The sequence below is a fragment of the Quadrisphaera setariae genome (assembly GCF_008041935.1).
In the GTDB taxonomy this organism is placed as follows: domain Bacteria; phylum Actinomycetota; class Actinomycetes; order Actinomycetales; family Quadrisphaeraceae; genus Quadrisphaera; species Quadrisphaera setariae.
Genome location: NZ_VKAC01000011.1, coordinates 42,287 through 59,516, shown reverse-complemented (window position 1 = coordinate 59,516; position 17,230 = coordinate 42,287). Strand labels below are relative to the sequence as shown.

The following is a 17,230-nucleotide window of genomic DNA, read 5'->3' as shown; positions in this document are numbered from 1 at the left end:
GTCGCTGGGGGAGCCCACCCCCGTTGCCGCAGGCACCGCAGCTCATCCGACACCGGAGCGGGTCATCAGCGGTGAGGTGAGGTGGGCCTGGAGGTCCGCGCTGGTGAGCGGGACCGTGCTCCACACCGCGGTCGCGGTGCCGAGCACCTCGTCCACGACCAACCGCACGCGGTGCGGACTGCTGATGACGAACAGGTCGGCGACCCAGGTCCGGTGCTGCCACGCTCCGGCCGCGACGACCGGTCGCCCCCGCGGGCTGCTCTCCCGCCACGTGCCGTGCCCCACCAGCAGGCTGATCGACCGCCCGAGCTGCACCCGCCACCCGTCGCCGGTGGCGATCAGCGCCACCGGTGTCTCGCGGGGGAGGGCCGAGACCTCCGGGGAGGCGTCGACCACCGCGGAGACCACCTCTCCCGCAGGCCCCGCGCCTTCGACGAAGGGAAAGGTCAGCCGGGCCGTCCTCGTGCGCAGCGCCACCTCGTCGTCGGCGTCCCCAGGACCCGCGGGACCGTCGAGCCGCGGCAGCAGGCAGTCGTGCACCGCACCGGGCGCTGCCCCGTGCGGACCGTCACCAGCGGTGAGCACGACGACGAGGTCGTGCTCCGGATGGACCATGCACAGCTGCTCGTAGGCGCCGTAGCCGCGGAAGCCGTCGCGCGACATCCAGAACTGGTAGCCGTACCCGCAGCCGTCGTCGACAGCCAGCGGCTCGTCGACCGACTGCTCGGTGGTCACGTGGGCCGTCGTCGCGGCGCGCACCCACTCCGCGGCCACCAGCTGCTCCCCCTTCCACCGACCCTCGCGGAGCAGCAGCTCGCCGAACGCAGCGACGGCCTCCGTCGTGAGGTGCAGACCGTGGAAGCCGAAGACGTCTCCGCTGCCCAGGCGGTCCCACTCCGCGTGCTCGACGCCCATCGGGCCGAAGAGGCGCTCGCGGAGCAGGTCGTCGACCGTGCGGCCCGTCACCCGCTCCACGATCCGTGCGAGCACGTAGGTGGTGGCGTTGTCGTACACGTGACGAGAGCCGGGCTCGTCGCTGAACGGGACGCTGAGGAAGCCCCGGGTGAGGTCGGTGGGGGCGAGGGCCCAGGCGTCCTCGAGGCTGTCGGTCGCGTGGCCGGCCGTCATCGTCAGCAGGTGGCGCACCGTCAGCAGCTGCGCCTGCGGCGCCACGTCGGAGGGCACGCGCTCGGGCAGCAGGTCCACCACCCGGTCGTCCAGGGCGAGCAGCCCGTCCTGCACGGCGAGACCCACGGCGGTCGAGGTGAACGACTTGGTGAGCGAGTACAGGAGGTGGGGCCGCTCAGGGGTGTAGGGAGCCCACCAGCCCTCCGCGACCACCTGCCCCCGCCGCACCACCATGAGCGAGTGGCACTCCACGCCGAGCTCGGCGAGCCTGTCGAGGAGGACCAGGACCGCCCCGGCGGGTACGCCCACCGCTGCAGGGCTGGTCCGGGGGAGCAGGGCGGGCTCGGACGGCACCCTGGTGACGCTAGGGGCCCGGCGCCCGAGCGGCACCAGGTCTCCGCTGGCCGCGGCGGGCGGAGGACGGGGGTGATCGGTCAGCGCCCCAGGTGCGGGACCACAGGGCCGTCGGGTCGGAGCTCGGGCGCGACCCAGCCGCGCGGGCGGTGGCTCCGGGGCTTCCGGGAGACCTGGGAGTGCACGTGGTCCTCAGCCGGCCAGCCGCTGCCCGTCATGCGGTCGATCTTCTCAGCGACTCACCGCTTGAAGTCGGTCTCGGGCTCCGTCCCGTTGAGGAGGTAGGCGCCGATGGCGGCCTTCCGGAAGATGGCGGGGTTGTGGGACGCGATGGTCCGGGCGTTGCGCCAGTGCCGGTCGAGGGCCTTCTCCGAGAGCACCGCCGAGGCGCCGCCCACCTCGAACAGCGCCGTGGTCGCGGCGAGCACGTCCTCGACGGCCACCTGCTGCGCCTCGAACTGGCGGACCTGCAGGCGCACGTAGTCGGCGTCGCGCTCGGCCTCGCTGGCGTGCTGGCGGGCGCGGGTCGCCTCCAGGTCCCGCGCGACGTCGGCCACCAGCGCCTTCACGGCCGCCACGCGGCTCGACAGCTGGCCGATGACCGTGTGGACGCGCACGTCGTCGCGGGGCAGGTGCTCCCCGGGCACGCCGAACGAGCGGGTGCGCGACCGCACGAAGCCGACGGCGTCGCGCAGCACCGCCACGCCGATGCCGGCCATCGCCGCCTGCAGCAGCAGGTGGAGCACCACGCGGAAGTCGACCGTGTACCAGTCGGGCTCGGCCCGGACCCGGTAGACGTGCTCCTCGCCCAGCACGACGTCGTCGAAGGTGGTGGTGCCGCTCGCCGTGAGCCTCTGGCCGAAGCCGGTCCAGTCGTCCAGCACCTCCACGCCCGCGGCGGCGGTGGGGACGACGACGCCCCGCCGCTCACCGTGCTCGTCCAGCGCTCCGCTCCACGTGAAGTCCGCGTAGAGGGTGCCCGTCGTGTAGAACTTGCGGCCGCTCAGGCGCCAGCTCTCGCCGTCGCGCCGCAGCGTCGCCGTCGTCGTGGTGGCGGGGCCGAGCTCGGCCTGCGCGTTGGCGAAGACCTCACCGGCCGCCGCCCGCCGCAGCCAGGCGCGGTCGCGGTCGGTGCCGCCCACGAGGAACCGCTCCACCAGGCCGACGTGCCCGCGCAGCGCCTGGGTGGCGTTGGGGTCGGCGGCGGACAGCTCCACCAGCAGCTCGAAGAGCTCCGGCAGCGTCGCGCCGTGCCCGCCCAGCTCGACGGGCACCCGAAGGGCGGTGAAACCCGCGGCCACCAGGCCCTCCACCTCCTCGTGGAGCAGGCGCCGGTCGCGCTCGCGCTCCACCGCGCCCCGCGCCACCACCGCGATCTGCTCGCGGACCGCGGCCACCACCTCCGGCGACGCGCTCACCGGCCCGCTCCCGCGGTGGCACCGCTGAAGGCGCCCCGCCAGCGACGTCCCGGGTGGGTGGGCGGCAGCTGGTCGTGGCCGAAGAGCTTGTGTCGGAGGGTGCCGGGCGCGTACTCGCGCTGCGCGAGCCCCCGCTCCTGGAGCACCGGGACCACGTGGTCGACGAACTCCTCGAAGCTGCCCGGCAGCACCCAGTTCATGACGTTGATGCCGTCGATGCCGGCCTCCTGCCACTCGGCCAGCCGGTCGGCGATCTGCTCAGGGGTCCCCACGATGCGCCCGCGCAGCTTCGCCGCCAGCGTGGCCAGGTCGCGCACCTTCGGGTCGGGGTCGGGGGAGAGCTCCCGCATCCACCGCAGGTGGCTGACGTTGGTGTTCGTGGACAGCCGCGACAGCGGCAGGTCAGGGTCGAGCGGCTGGCCCGTCTCCGGGTCGAACGCGAGGTTGCTGTGCAGGAGGAAGCCGTCGCTGGAGAGGTAGTCGTCCAGCTCGGCCTCACGACGACGGGCGTCGGCCTCGGTCTGGCCCACCACGAACGACTGCCCCAGCAGGAAGGTCAGGCCGCGAGGGTCCCGTCCGGCAGCGGCAGCGGCAGCCCGCGTCTCCGCGACGAGCGCCCGGGTCTTGTCCAGCCCCGAGGTGAGGACGAACTGCCCCTCGGCGTGCCGCGCGGCGAACGCCTTGCCCGCAGGCGACGACCCCGCCTGGAAGATGACGGGCGTGCGCTGCGGTGACGGCGCGGTCAGGTGCGGACCCGCCACGCGGTAGCGCTGGCCGACGTGGTCGATCCTGTGGATGCGGTCCGCGTCCGCGTACCGGGCGTCGACGGCGTGGCCCAGGGCCTTGTCGGCGAGCAGCGCGTCGTCGTCCCACGATCCCTCCCACAGCTTGTAGACCACCTCGAGGTACTCCTCGGCCCAGCGGTAGCGCTCGTCGTGCTCCTCCAGGCCGTCGGCGCCGAAGTTGCGGGCCGCGCTGTCCTGCGCGCTCGTCACGACGTTCCAGCCGACGCGCCCGCCGGAGAGGTGGTCGAGGGTGGAGACGCGGCGGGCGAACTCGAACGGGTGCGCCTGCAGCACCGAGGAGGTGAAGACGAGCCCCAGGTGCTCGGTGACCGCGGCCAGCGCCCCGAGCAGCACCGAGGGGTCTCCGTTGGGGAACTGCAGCCCCTCGCGGGCGTTGACGGCGTAGCCGCCGCGCGCCGGCCCGTACAGGCCGAGCACGTCGGCGAAGAAGACCGCGTCGAAGCGCCCCCGCTCCAGCGTGCGCGCCAGGTCGGTCCACAGCCGCAGCGACGTGAACTCGTGCTGGCGCGCCTCCGGGTGCCGCCACAGCCCGTGCTGGATGTGGCTGTTCGTGTTCATCACGAAGGCGAACAGCTTCAGCCGGCGCGGCTCGCCCTCGAGGTCGAGCGCGGTGTCGTCACCGGGCGAGGCGGGGCTCATCGGGGTGCTCCTGAGGCGGCGGGGGCGGGGCTGGCAGCGGCCGTGGAGCCGCTCGCGGAGGCGAGGAGCCGGTGGCCCGGCACCGCGGCGAGCAGCTCGCGGGCGTACTCGGTCTGCGGCGCCGAGAAGAGCTGGGCAGCGGGGCCCTGCTCCACCACGCGGCCGCCCTTCATGACCACCACGTGCTGCGCGAGCAGGCGCACGGTGGCGAGGTCGTGGGAGATGAACAGGTAGGAGACGCCGTGGTCGGCCTGGATCGTCCGCAGCAGGCCGAGCACCCGCTCCTGGGTGATGACGTCGAGGGCGCTGAGCGCCTCGTCGAGCACCACGAGCGAGCTGCGCGGCGCGAGCGCTCGGGCGATGGCCACGCGCTGGCGCTGCCCGCCGGACAGGGCCGCCGGCAGCCGGTCGGCCACCTCCGGTGGCAGGCCGACGGCGTCGAGGAGCTCCTCGACGCGCTGGCGCCGCTGCGCCGCGCCACCCGGCCCCAGGGCGGCCAGGGGCTCACCGATGGTGCGGGCGACGGTCCACCGAGGGTCGAGCGAGGAGTCGGGGTTCTGGTGCACCAGCTGCGCCGAGCGCCACAGCGCCTTGCGGGCGCGCCCTGACGCGGTCGAGACGTCCACGCCGTCGACCAGCACCTGGCCGGCGTCGGCGTCGAGCAGGCGCAGCACCGCCCTGGCGGTGGTCGACTTGCCCGAGCCCGACTCGCCGACCAGCGCGACGGTCTGGCCGCGGGGCACGGTGAAGCTGACGTCGTCCACGGCGACCACCTCGCCGCGCCCCCGCGCCGCGGGGAAGGTGTGGCGCAGGCCCCGGACGTCCAGCACGGGAGCCGCTGAGGTCGCACCGCCGCTGTCGTCGGGGGCCTCGTGGCGCTGGGCGGGGACGGCGACCAGCGTCGAGCGGGCGTGCTCGAGCAGCTGCCCGGTGTACCCGCTCGCCGCGCCTGGCCGCACGGCGTCGTCGACGCGCACGTCGTCCACCAGGCGTCCGCGCTGCAGCACCAGCGCGCGGCTCGCGTGGTCGGCGGCGAGGGCGATGTCGTGGGTGACGAACAGCACGCTGGAGGAGTGCTCGCGCACCAGCCTGTCGAACACCCGCAGCACCTGGCGCTGCACCGTGACGTCGAGGGCCGAGGTCGGCTCGTCGGCCACCACGAGCGACGGCTCCAGGCCGAACGCCATCGCGATGAGGATCCGCTGCTTGAGGCCGCCCGACAGCTCGTGCGGGTACTGCGAGAGCCGCTCCGCCGCGCGCGGCACCTCCGCCACCTCCAGCAGCTCGATGCACCGGCGGCGGCGCTCGGCCCGGCCGAGCCGCTCGCCGCGCACCGCGAGGACCTCCGCCACCTGCGCGCCGATGGTCAGCACCGGCGTCAGCGAGGCCCCGGGGTCCTGCGGGACCAGGCCGACGGCGCGACCCCGCAGCCGGCTCCACGCGCGCTCGCGCTTCCCGGCCACGTCCTGGCCACCCAGGAGCACGCGGCCCCCGGTGATCCGCGCCGAGGGCGGGAGCAGGCCGGTGACGGCGCTGGCGATGGTCGACTTGCCCGACCCGGACTCGCCCACCAGCGCGACGATCTCGCCGGGTGCCACCTCGAAGCTCACGTCGTCGAGGGCACGGACGGTGCTGCGGCGGCCGGCGTAGTCGAGCTGCACGTGCTGCAGCTGCAGCACGGGGGTCTGGGGGCTCGGGTGAGCGCTGCTGTCAGGCACGGGTGGACCTCGCGGAGGACCGGCCGAGCACGCCGAGCGCGACGACGACGAGCAGGACGAACAGGCCGGGCAGCGAGGTCATCCACCACGCCACGGCGAGGTACTGGCGACCCTCGGCCACGATGAGGCCCCACTCCGGCGTCGGTGGCGGTGTGCCGAACCCGAGGAACCCCAGCGAGCTGACCGCCAGGACGGCGGCGCCGAAGTCGACGACGGCGAGGGCCAGCACCGGACCGCGCACGGCGGGCAGCAGGTGCCCGGTGAGCTGCCGCCAGTACCCGGCGCCGGCGAGGGTGCTGGCCTCCATGAAGTCCAGCGCCCGCACGCGCAGGGCCTCTGCGCGCACGAGGCGCGCGAAGAGGACGACGGAGCCGATGCCCACGCCGACCCCGATGGACAGCGGCCCGGCGCCGTAGGCGGCCACCACGAAGAGGGCGACCATGATCGACGGCAGGGCGATGAGCGCGTCCACCAGGCGCATGCCCACGGCGTCGGCCAGCGGCCCGAGCGTGGAGGAGGCGAGACCGAGCAGCGTCCCCAGGACGGCACCGACGAGCACGGCCAGCCCGGCGGTGAGCGCGGTCTGCCGCGTGCCCCAGATGACGCGGGCCAGCACGTCGCGGCCGAGGTGGTCGGTGCCGAACCAGTGCGAGGGACCGGGCGGGGCGAAGGTGGCCGAGGCGTCGCCGGTGATGGGGTCGTAGCTGGTGAAGGCCCCCGGTGCGGCGAGCCAGGCCAGCACGAGCAGCACCAGCAGGCCCGATGCCGCGGTGGCCGGGCTCACGGGCAGCCCCCGGGGCCGGCCTCGCGTCGTCGTCGTCCTCGGCCCACCGGGGCGGTCGGGGGCGAGGAGGGTCTGCTCAGGAGGCAAGGCGCGGGGCACCCTTCGCGGAGGCGCCGCGGGCGGCGCGCGGGTCGATGACGGGGGCCAGCAGGTCCAGGACCAGGGCGGTGAGGACGACGACGGCGGTGGTCAGCAGCACGAGCCCCTGCACCAGCGTCACGTCCTGCGCGACCACGGCCTTGAGGAGCACCGAGCCCAGGCCGGGGCGCCCGAAGACGGTCTCGGTGATGACGGACCCGGCCACGAGCACGCCCAGGGTGGTGCCGATGACGGCGACCGCCCCCGGCAGCGAGGTCCGCAGCACGTGCGCCCAGAACACCCGGGAGGGCCGCAGTCCCTTGGCCTTCGCCGTGCGCACGAACGGCTGCTCGCCGGCCTCCTCCACGCTGACCAGCAGGACCTGGGCGATCGGCGCGGAGACCGGCACCGCCAGCACGAGGGCGGGGATGAGCAGCGAGACGAGGGAGCCGTCCGGGAACAGCGGCAGGATCCCCAGCTGGAAGGAGAAGACCTGCAGCACCACGATCCCCAGCCAGAACACCGGCACGGCGCTGAACAGCGACGGGGTGGACCGGACGAACCGGCTGAGCCGCGGCGCGTCGGCCAGGTGGACGGCGGCGCTGACGGCCACCGCGATGACCACGCTGAGCACGAGCCCGGTGGAGGCGAGCGCCACCGTGCTGCCCACGACGTCGCCGATGCGCTCCAGCACCGGCTGCCCCGTGGACAGCGAGAAGCCCACGTCTCCCCGCAGCAGGTGCAGCAGCTGGGAGCCGTACTGGACGTACCAGGGCCGGTCGTAGCCGTAGAAGGCGTTGACCTGCGCGATGAGCGCGGGGTCACCGCCGGCGTCGGAGGCCAGGAAGATGGTCACCGGGTCCGACGGCAGCGCCTGCACCGCCAGGAACACGAGCGTGTACGTCACCCACAGGACGAGCAGCGCCTGCCCGACCCTGCCGGCGACGTAGCGGGCGGTGCCGCTCACGCGTCCTTCCACGCTTCCTGCAGCAGCGGCGCGGTGCCGCCGTCGAAGGTGATGTGGACGCCCTTGCCGACGGCGTGGACCTGCACCTCGTCCCACAGCGGGATGAGCAGGTTGGTGCCGAGGACCAGCCGCTCCTGCACCGCGGTCAGCGCGGCGTCGCGGGAGGCGTCGTCGGTGGCGGCCCGCTCCTGGCCGAACAGCTCGTTGAGCTGGGCGTCGGAGACGTAGGTGTTGGTGTTGCCCTCGGCGCTGAACAGCGGGGCGAGGCCACCCAGGTAGAACTGCCGCGACCCGACGATCGGGTAGGTCTTGTCACCCAGCGCGGTGGTGAAGATCGCGCTGTCGCCGGCGTTGTTCTTCAGCTCCACACCGATCTTGCGCCACTCCGACTCGATGAACTCGAAGGCCGGCTTGATGACCACGCTGCGGGAGCTGGCCGCCACGGCGACGCTGAGCCGCTGCCCGTCCTTGACGCGCACGCCGTCGGAGCCGGGCACCCAGCCGGCGTCGTCGAGGAGCTTCTTCGCGCCGGCGGCGTCGTAGGCGATCTGGTCGGACAGGTCGGTGAACCCGGGCGCCGAGCGGTTCAGCACCGAGCCGGACAGCGGGTAGCTCTCGCTGAGCACGGTCTTCTTGAGGGCCTCCCTGTCGAACCCGATCTGCAGCGCCCGGCGGACGGCCTGGTCGCTGACCACGGGCGCCCCACCGCGGAAGGCCGCCCAGTTCGCGGTGAGCTCGGGCGCCTCGGCCACCACCAGGGCGATGCCCGACTGCTTCGCGAGCGCCTCGTCCGTCGGCTGCACCCCGCGGGCGACGTCGGCCTGCTGGGAGCTGACGGCCCCCACGCGCAGCCCCACCTCGGGGATCGCGCGGAAGACCACCTCGTCGAGGTGGGCGGGACCCTGGTTGGTGGAGACCGACGACGGCCAGGCGTAGTCGGCGCGCTTGCTGAAGCGCAGCTCCTGGTCGGGCACCTGGGAGGCGAAGACGAAGGGGCCGGAGCCGACGACGTTCTCGATCTTCGCCTGGCCCGCGTAGTCGAGCGCGAGGGTCTTCAGCGCCACGAGGCTGCTGGTGGCCGCGGCGGTGGCCTTGAGGAAGTCGGCGTTGGGCTGCGAGAGCCTGACCAGCACCTGGTCAGCGCCCACCACCTCGGAGCTGGCGTAGCCGATGAAGTCGCGGTTCTTGATGATGTTGCGCGCGGGGTCGCCCAGGCCGAGCTGGTCGAGGTTGGCCTTGACCGCCGCCGCGTCCAGCGGGGTCCCGTCGGAGAACGTCACCCCGGGCCTGATGGTGAAGGTGAACTCGGTGTTGTCGGGGCTGACCGCCCACTGCGAGGCGATCCACGGCACGACCTTCCCGGTGGCCGGGTCGAAGGCGGTGAGCCGGTCGGCGATGTTCCGGTACACGTTGGCCTGCGTGTAGTTGAAGGCGCGCTGCGTCTGGAAGTCGGTCTGCAGCTCGATGTCGGCGAAGACGAGGGAGCCGCCCTCCACGGGAGCGCCGGACGTCGCCCCGGCGCCGGACGTCTGAGCGCTGCCAGACCCGCTGGAGCATCCCGGCAGGGCGAGCGCGGCCACGGTCAGACCACCCACGCCGAGGACGAAGCGGCGGCGGCTGAGGGGGTGGGCGGGGCTCAGGGGGGACATGGCGCGGGGGACCTCTTCCGGGCGTCGTGGGCGCCGGCGCCCGTGACGTCGGGTCCACCGGCAGCCGTCTCCAGCTGCGAGCGGAACAGGTGTCGACGCAGGTCGCCCCCGAGGAGGGCGGCGGCGTCGTGCTCGTGGACCGCTCTTGCCGAGCGGGTGCTCGGCCGGGTCGTCACCTGGAGCACCCCGCCGCGGAGGAGGGTTGCTGGACAGCCAGCCAGGGCTTCAAGGCTGTCACTCGTGACCTGGCCCGAGAAGTTACCGGTGGGTCAAGAGACGGTCAACCCGCCCCGCCGAGACCCGCCGTTGACGATCTGCAGGGGTGCTCCTACAGTCCTGCCCCGGTCACGAGCGGCAGCCTCGGGCCCTGGCCGGCTGCCCAGCAACCCTCCTCCGCGTGGGGTGCTCCAGGTGAAGACCCGGCCGCGCGGAGCGCGCGGCAAGAGCGGACCCCCGAGGAGACGTCGTGGCGCACGCCCCCGCCCCCGCCCCCGTCCACGGAGCTCCGGAGGCGGCAGCGCTGCACCGGGGCCTGACGACCCGCCACCTGGTGATGATCGCCCTCGGCGGCGTCATCGGGTCGGGCCTGTTCATCTCGTCCGGCTACACGATCTACCAGGCCGGGCCCCTGGGCGCCGTCATCGCCTACGTGGTCGGCGCCCTGGTGGCGTGGCAGCTCATGACCTGCCTCGGCGAGCTGGCCGTGCAGATGCCGGAGTCGGGCGGGTTCCACGTGTACGCCCACCGCATCCTCGGGGCCGGCACGGGCTTCACGACGGCGTGGCTGTACTGGCTGTGCTGGGTGGCCGCCATCGGCTCCGAGCTCACCGCATCCGGCCTGCTCATGCAGCGGTGGTTCCCCGGGGTGCCGGTCTGGGTGTGGTGCGCGGTGTTCGCGGCGCTGCTCCTGGCGGTCAACCTCGCGCCGGTGCGCCTGTACGGAGACACCGAGAGCCTGCTCGCGGGCGTGAAGGTCACCGCCGTCGTCGTCTTCGTCGTGGTGGGTGCGCTCGCGATCGTCGGGGTCAGCGCCTCGGACGCGCCCGCGCCGCTGCTGTCGAACTTCGTCACGCCCGACGGGCTGCTGCCGGCCGGTGTCGGGGGAGTGCTGGTCGCCGTCCTGGCGGTGTTCTACGCCTTCTCCGGCACCGAGCTCATCGCCATCGCCGCGGGCGAGACCGACGACCCCGCGCGCGTGGTCCCCAAGGCCGTCCGCACCACGATGGTCCGGCTGGTGGTCTTCTTCGTCGGAGCGATCGTCGTCATGGCCGCGCTGGTGCCCTACGACCAGCTCGGCAGCGCCGACGAGTCCGTGGAGACCAGCCCGTTCGTCACCGTCTTCGCGGCCTCCGGCATCCCGTACGCGGCCGACGTCATCGCCGTCGTCATCATCACCGCGCTCATGTCCGCCGGGGTGTCGGGGCTGTACGCCTGCTCCCGCCTCCTGCGCTCCCTGGCGCTCACCGGAGACCTGCCGGCCGCGTTCGCCCGCACCGACCGGCGGAACATCCCCGTGCTCGCCGTGGTGGTGAGCCTCGCCGGCGGCCTGGTGTCGCTGGTCAGCTCGTACGTCGCCCCCGGCACCGTCTACGTGGTGCTCGTGTCGATCGCCGGGTTCGCCGTGGTCGCGGTGTGGGCCGTCATCGCGCTGGCCCACCTCGTGCAGCGCCGCCGCCTGCAGGCCGCCGGCACCGACCCGGCCTCGCTGCCGTACCGCTCGCGGTGGTTCCCCTTCGCCCCCCTGTTCGTGCTGGTGGCGTGCGCCGTGTCGGTGGTGGCGTCGCTGTTCGACGGCTCCCAGCGCCTCGCCACCGTCATCGGCGTGGTCTTCACCGCCGCCTGCTACCTGGTGCACCGGCTGCGGCGCGGCGCCCGCGCCTCCGAGAGGACCTCCGCATGAGCGCTCCCCGCCCCCTGGTCGTCGCCCTCTACGAGCAGGCCAGCGTCGGCTGCGGGGGCGCCCCCGGCCTGTGGACGCACCCCACCGACGACCGCGTCGGCGTCAACAGCCTCGACAGGTGGCGCCACGTCGCCACCACCGCCCAGCAGGCCGGTCTGCACGCGCTGTTCCTCGCCGACGTGCTCGGCCTCTACGACGTCTACGAGGGGTCGCTGGACGCCGCCATCGGCGAGGCCGTCGAGGCCCCCGCCAACGACCCCTTCGCCTACGTGCCCGCGCTCGCCGAGGTGGCGCGCGACCTCGCCTTCGTGGTGACCGCCTCCACCACCTACGAGCACCCGTTCTCCCTGGCCCGGCGCTTCGCCACGCTCGACCACCTCACCGGTGGCCGCATCGGCTGGAACGTCGTCACCAGCTACCTGGAGAGCGCCGCCCGCAGCTTCGGCCTGGAGGCCCAGCTCGCCCACGCCGACCGGTACGGCCGCGCCGACGAGTTCCTCCACGTCACCCACCAGCTGTGGGAGACCTCCTGGGACGACGACGCCGTGGTCGCCGACAAGGCCGGCGCCACCTGGGCCCGGCCGGGCTCCGTGCGAGCGGTCCACCACGACGGCGAGCACTTCCGCGTGCACGGCCCTGCCCTCACCTCACCGTCCCCCCAGCGCACCCCGGTGCTCTTCCAGGCCGGCTGGTCGCCGCGCGGCCGGGAGTTCGGCGCCCGCCACGGCGAGGTGCTGCTGCTGCCGGTGGCCGACCCCGTGAAGATCCGCGGCGGCCTCGACGACGTCCGCGGCCGCGCCGCGGCGCTCGGCCGCGACCCGGGCGACCTGCGGGCCCTGGCCCTGGCCCGCGTGGTGGTCGGGCGCACCGAGGCGGAGGCGCAGGCCAAGCACGAAGACCTGCAGAGCACCTACCGCCTGCGCGCCCAGCTGGTCTCCTACTCCGGCGACACCGGCATCGACCTCTCCCGCTACGCCGACGACGAGCCGCTCAGCACGGTCACCAACGGCCTGTCCAGCTACGTGCTCAAGGCAGGGCCCGGGTCCCCGCCGCTGACCGCCGGCGAGGTCCGCCAGCGCTTCTCCTCGGTGGCGCGCGGCGGCGACCTCTTCTTCGTCGGCACCCCCGACCAGGTCGCCGACGCCATGGGCGAGCACGCGGCCGCCGCCGGGCTCGACGGCCTTATCCTCAACCCGCTGCTCAGCCCCGGGACCCTGGAGGACTTCGCCGAGCTCGCCGTGCCCGCCCTCACCGCGCGGGGCCTGTACGACCCGGCCGTGAAGACCGGCACCCTGCGCTCGCGGGTGCGCGGCGACGGCCGCGACCGCCTGCACCCCAGCTACCCGGCGCTCCAGCCCCGCTGAGGCAGCCGGTCCCGTCCTCCGGTAGGAGGATGGGGGTGCTGCGCACGGGAGCGTCCGCACGGCGGGGCTCCCCGTCCACGTGGGTGAGGAGGCGTGTGTGTCCTACGACGTCCTGCTGTTCCTGCCGCCCGACGAGCCGCACCTGTGGCCGGGCGCGGTCGAGGGCCAGCTCGTGGCCCTCGAGGAGCGACCGGCGGAGCCCGGTCTCGTCCTCGACGACTGCATCGAGCGGATCGCCGCGCTGCTCCCGGAGTCGGCCTGGACGGGACCACCGCGCGCCGAGACCACCGAGACGGCCGCCCTGCTGGAGCTCACCCCCGACGCCGCCCCCGCCGTCAGGGACCTCGTGCTGGAGCTGGCCCCGAGCCTGCGCCCCTTCGTCGCCTACGACCTGCAGGTGGAGGACTTCCTCGTCCCCTGACCGTTCGGTGCGTGCTCCTCGTCCGACGCCAGACCCAGCGTCAGGCGCGGGACCAGAACGAGGTCGGGTCGGCCGTCGGCCGGAAGCCGGCTGAGCTGACCGCGTCGGCGACCTCGCGCCAGCGCACGGCCAGGTCCTCGGGGCGGTGGGCGTCGCTGCCGAAGGAGACCGCCTGGCCGCCCACCTCGTGCCACCACCGCACGACCTGCACCTCCATCGGCCGTCGGGTGTTGACCTCCAGCGCTCGTCCGGAGCTCGCCAGCACGGAGAGCACGTGGCGGACGCGCTCCTCGAGGTCGTCCCAGGGCAGCGGGCCGGCCCCGGCCGGCCAGTACCGCAGCGGGTAGTCGAGGTGCCCGAGCACCTCGAACGGCGCGTCGCTGGCCGCCATGACGGCGGCCTCGTCGAGGTAGGCGTGCACCGTGCCCAGCAGGCCGCGCTGCGCGAGCGCACCGCGCAGCTCGACCACCTCACCGGGGTGCCGCAGGTCCTGCAGCGCGTGCAGCGACCCGACCACCCGTTCGAAGCCCCACCCTGCGAGCTCGGCCACCTCGTCGGGGAACCGGTGTCCCTCGCTCAGCTCGATGCCGCACCGGATGCGCAGGCCGGGGAACAGGTGGCGGCATCGCTCGACCTCCTCCACGTAGGCCTGCACCTCCAGCGGCGCCGACATGAAGCGTCCGTGGTCGTCCATCCGGCCCCGCACGGCGCCGTTCCAGGTCCACCCGCCGGGCGGGGGCTGCCAGGCGCCGAAGTCGACGTGCTCGGTGAAGGAGATCGCCGGCAGGCCCAGCTGGACCGCCCGCGCGCACGTGGCCTCCAGGTCACCGCTGTGCGCGTCCCAGGAGTACTGGGAGTGCACGTGGTCGTCAGCGGGCCAGCGCGCGTCGGCCCACTGCGCGGATCCTCGGTCGTCGTCCTCGGCCACGCCGCGATCATCCACCCGTCCACCGGGCGCTGGTCAGCGCCCGGCCACGTCCAGGGACGGCCAGCGGTCGACGGCCCACGCCTGCCAGGACGGCCAGCCCTCGGGCACCGCCCGCGCCGGCGCTCCGCCGGCTGCCTCCGCGGCGTCCGGCGGCTCGAAGCGCAGCCGCCACCCGTCGAGGTCCTCGCGCGCCATGGCGAACGTCGAGCTCCCCACCGTGCTCGCACGCGCCTGCACGCGCCGCCACTGCTCCTCGGGCTCGACCGGCAGGTGGACCGACCGGCACCGCGCACCGGCACCGGCGGCGAGGTGGTGCAGCGCTGCGCGCTCGTCGCGGCTCCACAGCCCGAAGTCGAGGACGACGTCGACCCCCAGGCGCAGCACCTGCAGCGCGGTCGTGATGAAGCGGCCCTCGAGGACGTCGCGCTTGCCGCCCGCGTCGTTGTCGGCGAACAGCGGGATCATCCACTCGTCGGGGGTCAGGCGCAGCGCGCGGTGCTGCTCGGCCAGCGCCCTCGCCGTCGTCGTCTTCCCCGCGCCGGGCAGCCCGACCATGAGGTGCAGCACCGCCACACCGCCGATCCTGCCGCTCAGACGGTGAAGAAGCCCATCAGCCGGTCCAGCTCACCGGCGGCGCGGGAGACCCCAGCCGCCGTCGTGGCCACCTGGGAGGCGCCCGCGGCGGACTGGTCGGCGGCGGCGGCCACCCCGGAGATGTTCACGGCGATCTCCCGGCTGCCGCTGGAGACCTCCGAGACGCTGCGGACCACCTCGTCGGTGGTGGCCGACTGCTCCTCGACGGCCGCGGCGATGGTGGTCTGGATCTCGTCGATGCGGGTGATGACCGCGCTGATCTCCGAGATGGCGGCCACGGCGTGCTCGGTGTCGCCGAGGGTGGCGGCGACGCGGGCGGTGATGGACTCGGTGGCCTGAGCGGTCTGGCGGGCCAGCTCCTTGACCTCGCCCGCCACCACGGCGAACCCCTTGCCGAGCTCGCCCGCACGGGCGGCCTCGATGGTGGCGTTGAGCGCCAGGAGGTTGGTCTGCTCCGCGATCGAGGTGATGAGCTTGACCACGTCGCCGATCTCACCGCTGGACGCCGACAGGCGCTGCAGCGCCAGCGAGGCGCCCTCCACGGCGGTGACGGCGCTGGAGGCGGTGGTCGACGCGTCCGCGGTGGAGGTGGCGATCTGCCGGACGGCGGCGCCCATCTGCTCGCTGGCGGCCGCGACGGTGCCGATGCTCGCGGAGATCTCCTCGGCGGCCGCGGAGACCACCTGCGACTGCGCGGAGGACTCCTCCGCTCCCGTGGACAGCTGGGTGGCGGTGGCGGACAGCTCCTGGCTGGTGGTGGTCAGGCCGGCGGAGGTGGTGGCGACGTCGCGGATGGTGCTGGCGAGGGTGGTGACCGTGGTGTCGACGGCTTGCGCCAGCTGGCCGATCTCGTCGCGCGAGGCGTGGCCGACCCGCTGGTCGAGGCGCCCGGCGGCCAGGCCCTGCACCACCGCGAGGGTCGAGGCCAGGGGGCGCGTGATGGAGCGGGTGACGGTCGTGCCCACCACCAGCGCGGCCATGACGCTGACGCCGCCCAGCGCGAGCAGGGCCACCATCGCGGTGCGGTAGCGCTCGGCGCCGAGCGCGCCGGTGGCCGCCGCGTTGTCGATCTCCGCCTTCTGCATGCGGGCCAGCACGTCGTCGATGCGCACCTGCAACGGCGCCAGGGAGGTGTCGCGGGTGGCGACGAAGGTCGCCTCGTCGGGCGCCTCGGTGCTGGCGAGCAGCGGCTGCCGGGCGGTGCGGTAGGCGGCCAGGTCGGTCTCGAAGGCCTTCCGGTCGGAGGCCTTGGAGACGGGGAAGGTGGCGAGGTAGGTCTTCCAGGCGGCGTCCAGCAGTGCGTCCTGCTCCTGCACCCGCTGGCGGGCGGCGGCGGAGGCCTCCGCGTCGGCGGCCAGCACCGTCCCGGCGAGGTCGAGCCGGGACTGGGCGAAGGCGCGGCGCACCTCACCGCTGCTCTGCACCCCCGGCACCACGACGGCGGACATCGACCAGACGGTGTGCTGCGAGGTGCGCAGCTGGGTGATCCCCAGCGCCACGGCTGCGGCGAGCAGCAGGCAGACGACGCCGAAGCCGGCGGTGAGCTTGTGCGCGATCCGCAGGTCGCGGAGGTGCTTCATCACCTGTGCACCGTCGGCCCGTCGCGCCGCCCGCTTGAGCAGTGGTCGTGGACGTGATCGAGCGTCAGCCGCCCACGCTCTCGTAGCGCCGCAGCTGCACCGCGAACCACCACCGCGACAGCAGGTACAGGCCTGTGCTGACGGCAGGAGAGGCCAGGGCGAGCCAGGCCGGCACGGGCAGCTGGGCCGTCTGCCCGGTGAGCGCCGCCGCCGGCAGGTAGGCGCCGAAGGCGATCGGCAGCAGCGAGAAGAACACCCCCACGGCCAGGCTCGGCAGGATGTGCAGCGGGTAGTTGCCGAACGTCGACATGAGCTCCTCGGCCCAGTCCTGCCACTCGCCCACGGCGGGGCTGCGCAGCCCGAACCCGCCCAGGAAGGTCTGCACCGCGGCCTCCAGCAGCACCACCCCGAGCACGGCCACCACGAGGTAGGCCACCTTCGCCGCCGTCCAGGTCATCTCGAGGTGGTGCAGCGCCACCGCGAACAGCACCACCGCCACCGCGATGTCGCCGATGGTGGGGATGTGGAAGTAGCTGAGCATCATCTGCCGGTACACCGGCACGGGGCGCAGGAGGAAGCCGTCCACCCGGCCGTCTGCGGTGAGGTCGGGCACCCGGCGCGCGCCCATGAACAGCGCCGCCGCCAGGGCGTGGCCGGTCATCCGCAGGGCCGCGATGAGCATGACGTCGCCCTGGGTCCAGCCGCCCATGCCGGGGAAGCGGGTGATGAGCACGGTCGCGAAGACCACCACGCTGGTCTGCCAGATGGCCCCGATGGCCACCGCCGTCACGAAGTCCGCGCGGTACTCCCACTGCGCGACGACCGACAGCCGCACGAACCTCGCGGTGAGCCGCACCTCGCCGGCCGCCCGGCGCAGGGCGCCCTCATGAGTCACCCGTGCA

Annotated in this window: 14 protein-coding genes and 2 riboswitches; of the genes, 3 read left to right on the top strand and 11 right to left on the bottom strand. The window is 74.1% G+C overall.

What is annotated here, in order from left to right:
- Nucleotides 1-42: 42 nt before the first annotated feature.
- From FMM08_RS17300 to FMM08_RS17270, 7 genes are all read right to left on the bottom strand, one after another.
- Nucleotides 43-1,482, bottom strand: coding sequence for a serine hydrolase domain-containing protein (locus FMM08_RS17300; protein ID WP_187279823.1), 1,440 nt, complete (start codon nucleotides 1,480-1,482; stop codon nucleotides 43-45).
- Between the two features lie 239 nt (nucleotides 1,483-1,721).
- Nucleotides 1,722-2,900, bottom strand: a complete 1,179-nt coding sequence (locus FMM08_RS17295; protein WP_187279822.1) for an acyl-CoA dehydrogenase family protein — start codon at nucleotides 2,898-2,900, stop codon at nucleotides 1,722-1,724.
- Nucleotides 2,897-4,345: an LLM class flavin-dependent oxidoreductase gene (locus FMM08_RS17290; protein ID WP_147927631.1), complete on the bottom strand. Its 1,449-nt coding sequence runs from the start codon at nucleotides 4,343-4,345 to the stop codon at nucleotides 2,897-2,899. The genes FMM08_RS17295 and FMM08_RS17290 overlap by 4 nt, the downstream gene beginning before the upstream one ends.
- Complete coding sequence (locus tag FMM08_RS17285; protein WP_147927630.1) at nucleotides 4,342-6,063, bottom strand: ATP-binding cassette domain-containing protein; 1,722 nt, start codon at nucleotides 6,061-6,063, stop codon at nucleotides 4,342-4,344. Before FMM08_RS17285 ends, FMM08_RS17290 begins: the two co-directional genes overlap by 4 nt.
- A complete protein-coding gene (locus FMM08_RS17280; protein WP_222710885.1) occupies nucleotides 6,056-6,847 on the bottom strand; it encodes an ABC transporter permease in 792 nt (263 codons plus the stop codon). The genes FMM08_RS17285 and FMM08_RS17280 overlap by 8 nt, the downstream gene beginning before the upstream one ends.
- A 76-nt stretch (nucleotides 6,848-6,923) precedes the next feature.
- Nucleotides 6,924-7,892: an ABC transporter permease gene (locus FMM08_RS17275; protein WP_147927629.1), complete on the bottom strand. Its 969-nt coding sequence runs from the start codon at nucleotides 7,890-7,892 to the stop codon at nucleotides 6,924-6,926.
- Nucleotides 7,889-9,541 carry an ABC transporter substrate-binding protein gene (locus FMM08_RS17270; RefSeq protein WP_147927628.1) on the bottom strand — a complete coding sequence of 551 codons (1,653 nt, stop codon included), beginning with the start codon at nucleotides 9,539-9,541 and terminating at the stop codon, nucleotides 7,889-7,891. The genes FMM08_RS17275 and FMM08_RS17270 overlap by 4 nt, the downstream gene beginning before the upstream one ends.
- Before the next feature lie 136 nt (nucleotides 9,542-9,677).
- A riboswitch (SAM riboswitch) is annotated at nucleotides 9,678-9,787 on the bottom strand.
- A 97-nt stretch (nucleotides 9,788-9,884) separates the two neighbouring features.
- Nucleotides 9,885-9,993, top strand: a riboswitch (SAM riboswitch).
- A 14-nt stretch (nucleotides 9,994-10,007) separates the two neighbouring features.
- Here FMM08_RS17270 and FMM08_RS17265 point away from each other — a divergent pair.
- The 3 genes from FMM08_RS17265 (at nucleotide 10,008) to FMM08_RS17255 (ending at nucleotide 13,226) form a co-directional block, all read left to right on the top strand.
- Entirely contained in the window at nucleotides 10,008-11,441 is a 1,434-nt protein-coding gene (locus tag FMM08_RS17265; RefSeq protein WP_222710884.1) for an amino acid permease, read from the top strand.
- On the top strand, nucleotides 11,438-12,805 hold the full coding sequence (locus FMM08_RS17260; RefSeq protein ID WP_147927627.1) for an NtaA/DmoA family FMN-dependent monooxygenase: 1,368 nt from the start codon (nucleotides 11,438-11,440) through the stop codon (nucleotides 12,803-12,805). The genes FMM08_RS17265 and FMM08_RS17260 overlap by 4 nt, the downstream gene beginning before the upstream one ends.
- Before the next feature lie 97 nt (nucleotides 12,806-12,902).
- Complete coding sequence (locus FMM08_RS17255) at nucleotides 12,903-13,226, top strand: hypothetical protein (protein ID WP_147927626.1); 324 nt, start codon at nucleotides 12,903-12,905, stop codon at nucleotides 13,224-13,226.
- Between the two features lie 40 nt (nucleotides 13,227-13,266).
- Here FMM08_RS17255 and FMM08_RS17250 read toward each other — a convergent pair whose 3' ends face one another.
- From FMM08_RS17250 to FMM08_RS17235, 4 genes are all read right to left on the bottom strand, one after another.
- The gene (locus tag FMM08_RS17250) at nucleotides 13,267-14,154 is read right to left on the bottom strand and encodes a PHP domain-containing protein (protein WP_187279821.1); all 888 of its coding nucleotides are present in this window, start codon (nucleotides 14,152-14,154) and stop codon (nucleotides 13,267-13,269) included.
- A gap of 33 nt (nucleotides 14,155-14,187) precedes the next feature.
- Entirely contained in the window at nucleotides 14,188-14,727 is a 540-nt protein-coding gene (locus FMM08_RS17245; RefSeq protein ID WP_147927624.1) for a P-loop nucleotide/nucleoside kinase family protein, read from the bottom strand.
- Nucleotides 14,728-14,744: 17 nt separating this feature from the next.
- The gene (locus FMM08_RS17240) at nucleotides 14,745-16,328 is read right to left on the bottom strand and encodes a methyl-accepting chemotaxis protein (protein WP_147927735.1); all 1,584 of its coding nucleotides are present in this window, start codon (nucleotides 16,326-16,328) and stop codon (nucleotides 14,745-14,747) included.
- Nucleotides 16,329-16,392: 64 nt separating this feature from the next.
- Nucleotides 16,393-17,223: an ABC-2 family transporter protein gene (locus tag FMM08_RS17235; RefSeq protein ID WP_222710883.1), complete on the bottom strand. Its 831-nt coding sequence runs from the start codon at nucleotides 17,221-17,223 to the stop codon at nucleotides 16,393-16,395.
- Nucleotides 17,224-17,230 lie beyond the last annotated feature (7 nt).

Bases quoted from the DNA above. Each gene is read 5' to 3' on its own strand.
- FMM08_RS17290 (WP_147927631.1), bottom strand. From the start codon at position 4,345: ATGAGCCCCGCCTCGCCCGGTGACGACACCGCGCTCGACCTCGAGGGC.
- FMM08_RS17270 (WP_147927628.1), bottom strand. From the start codon at position 9,541: ATGTCCCCCCTGAGCCCCGCCCACCCCCTCAGCCGCCGCCGCTTCGTC.
- FMM08_RS17260 (WP_147927627.1), top strand. From the start codon at position 11,438: ATGAGCGCTCCCCGCCCCCTGGTCGTCGCCCTCTACGAGCAGGCCAGC.
- FMM08_RS17240 (WP_147927735.1), bottom strand. From the start codon at position 16,328: ATGAAGCACCTCCGCGACCTGCGGATCGCGCACAAGCTCACCGCCGGC.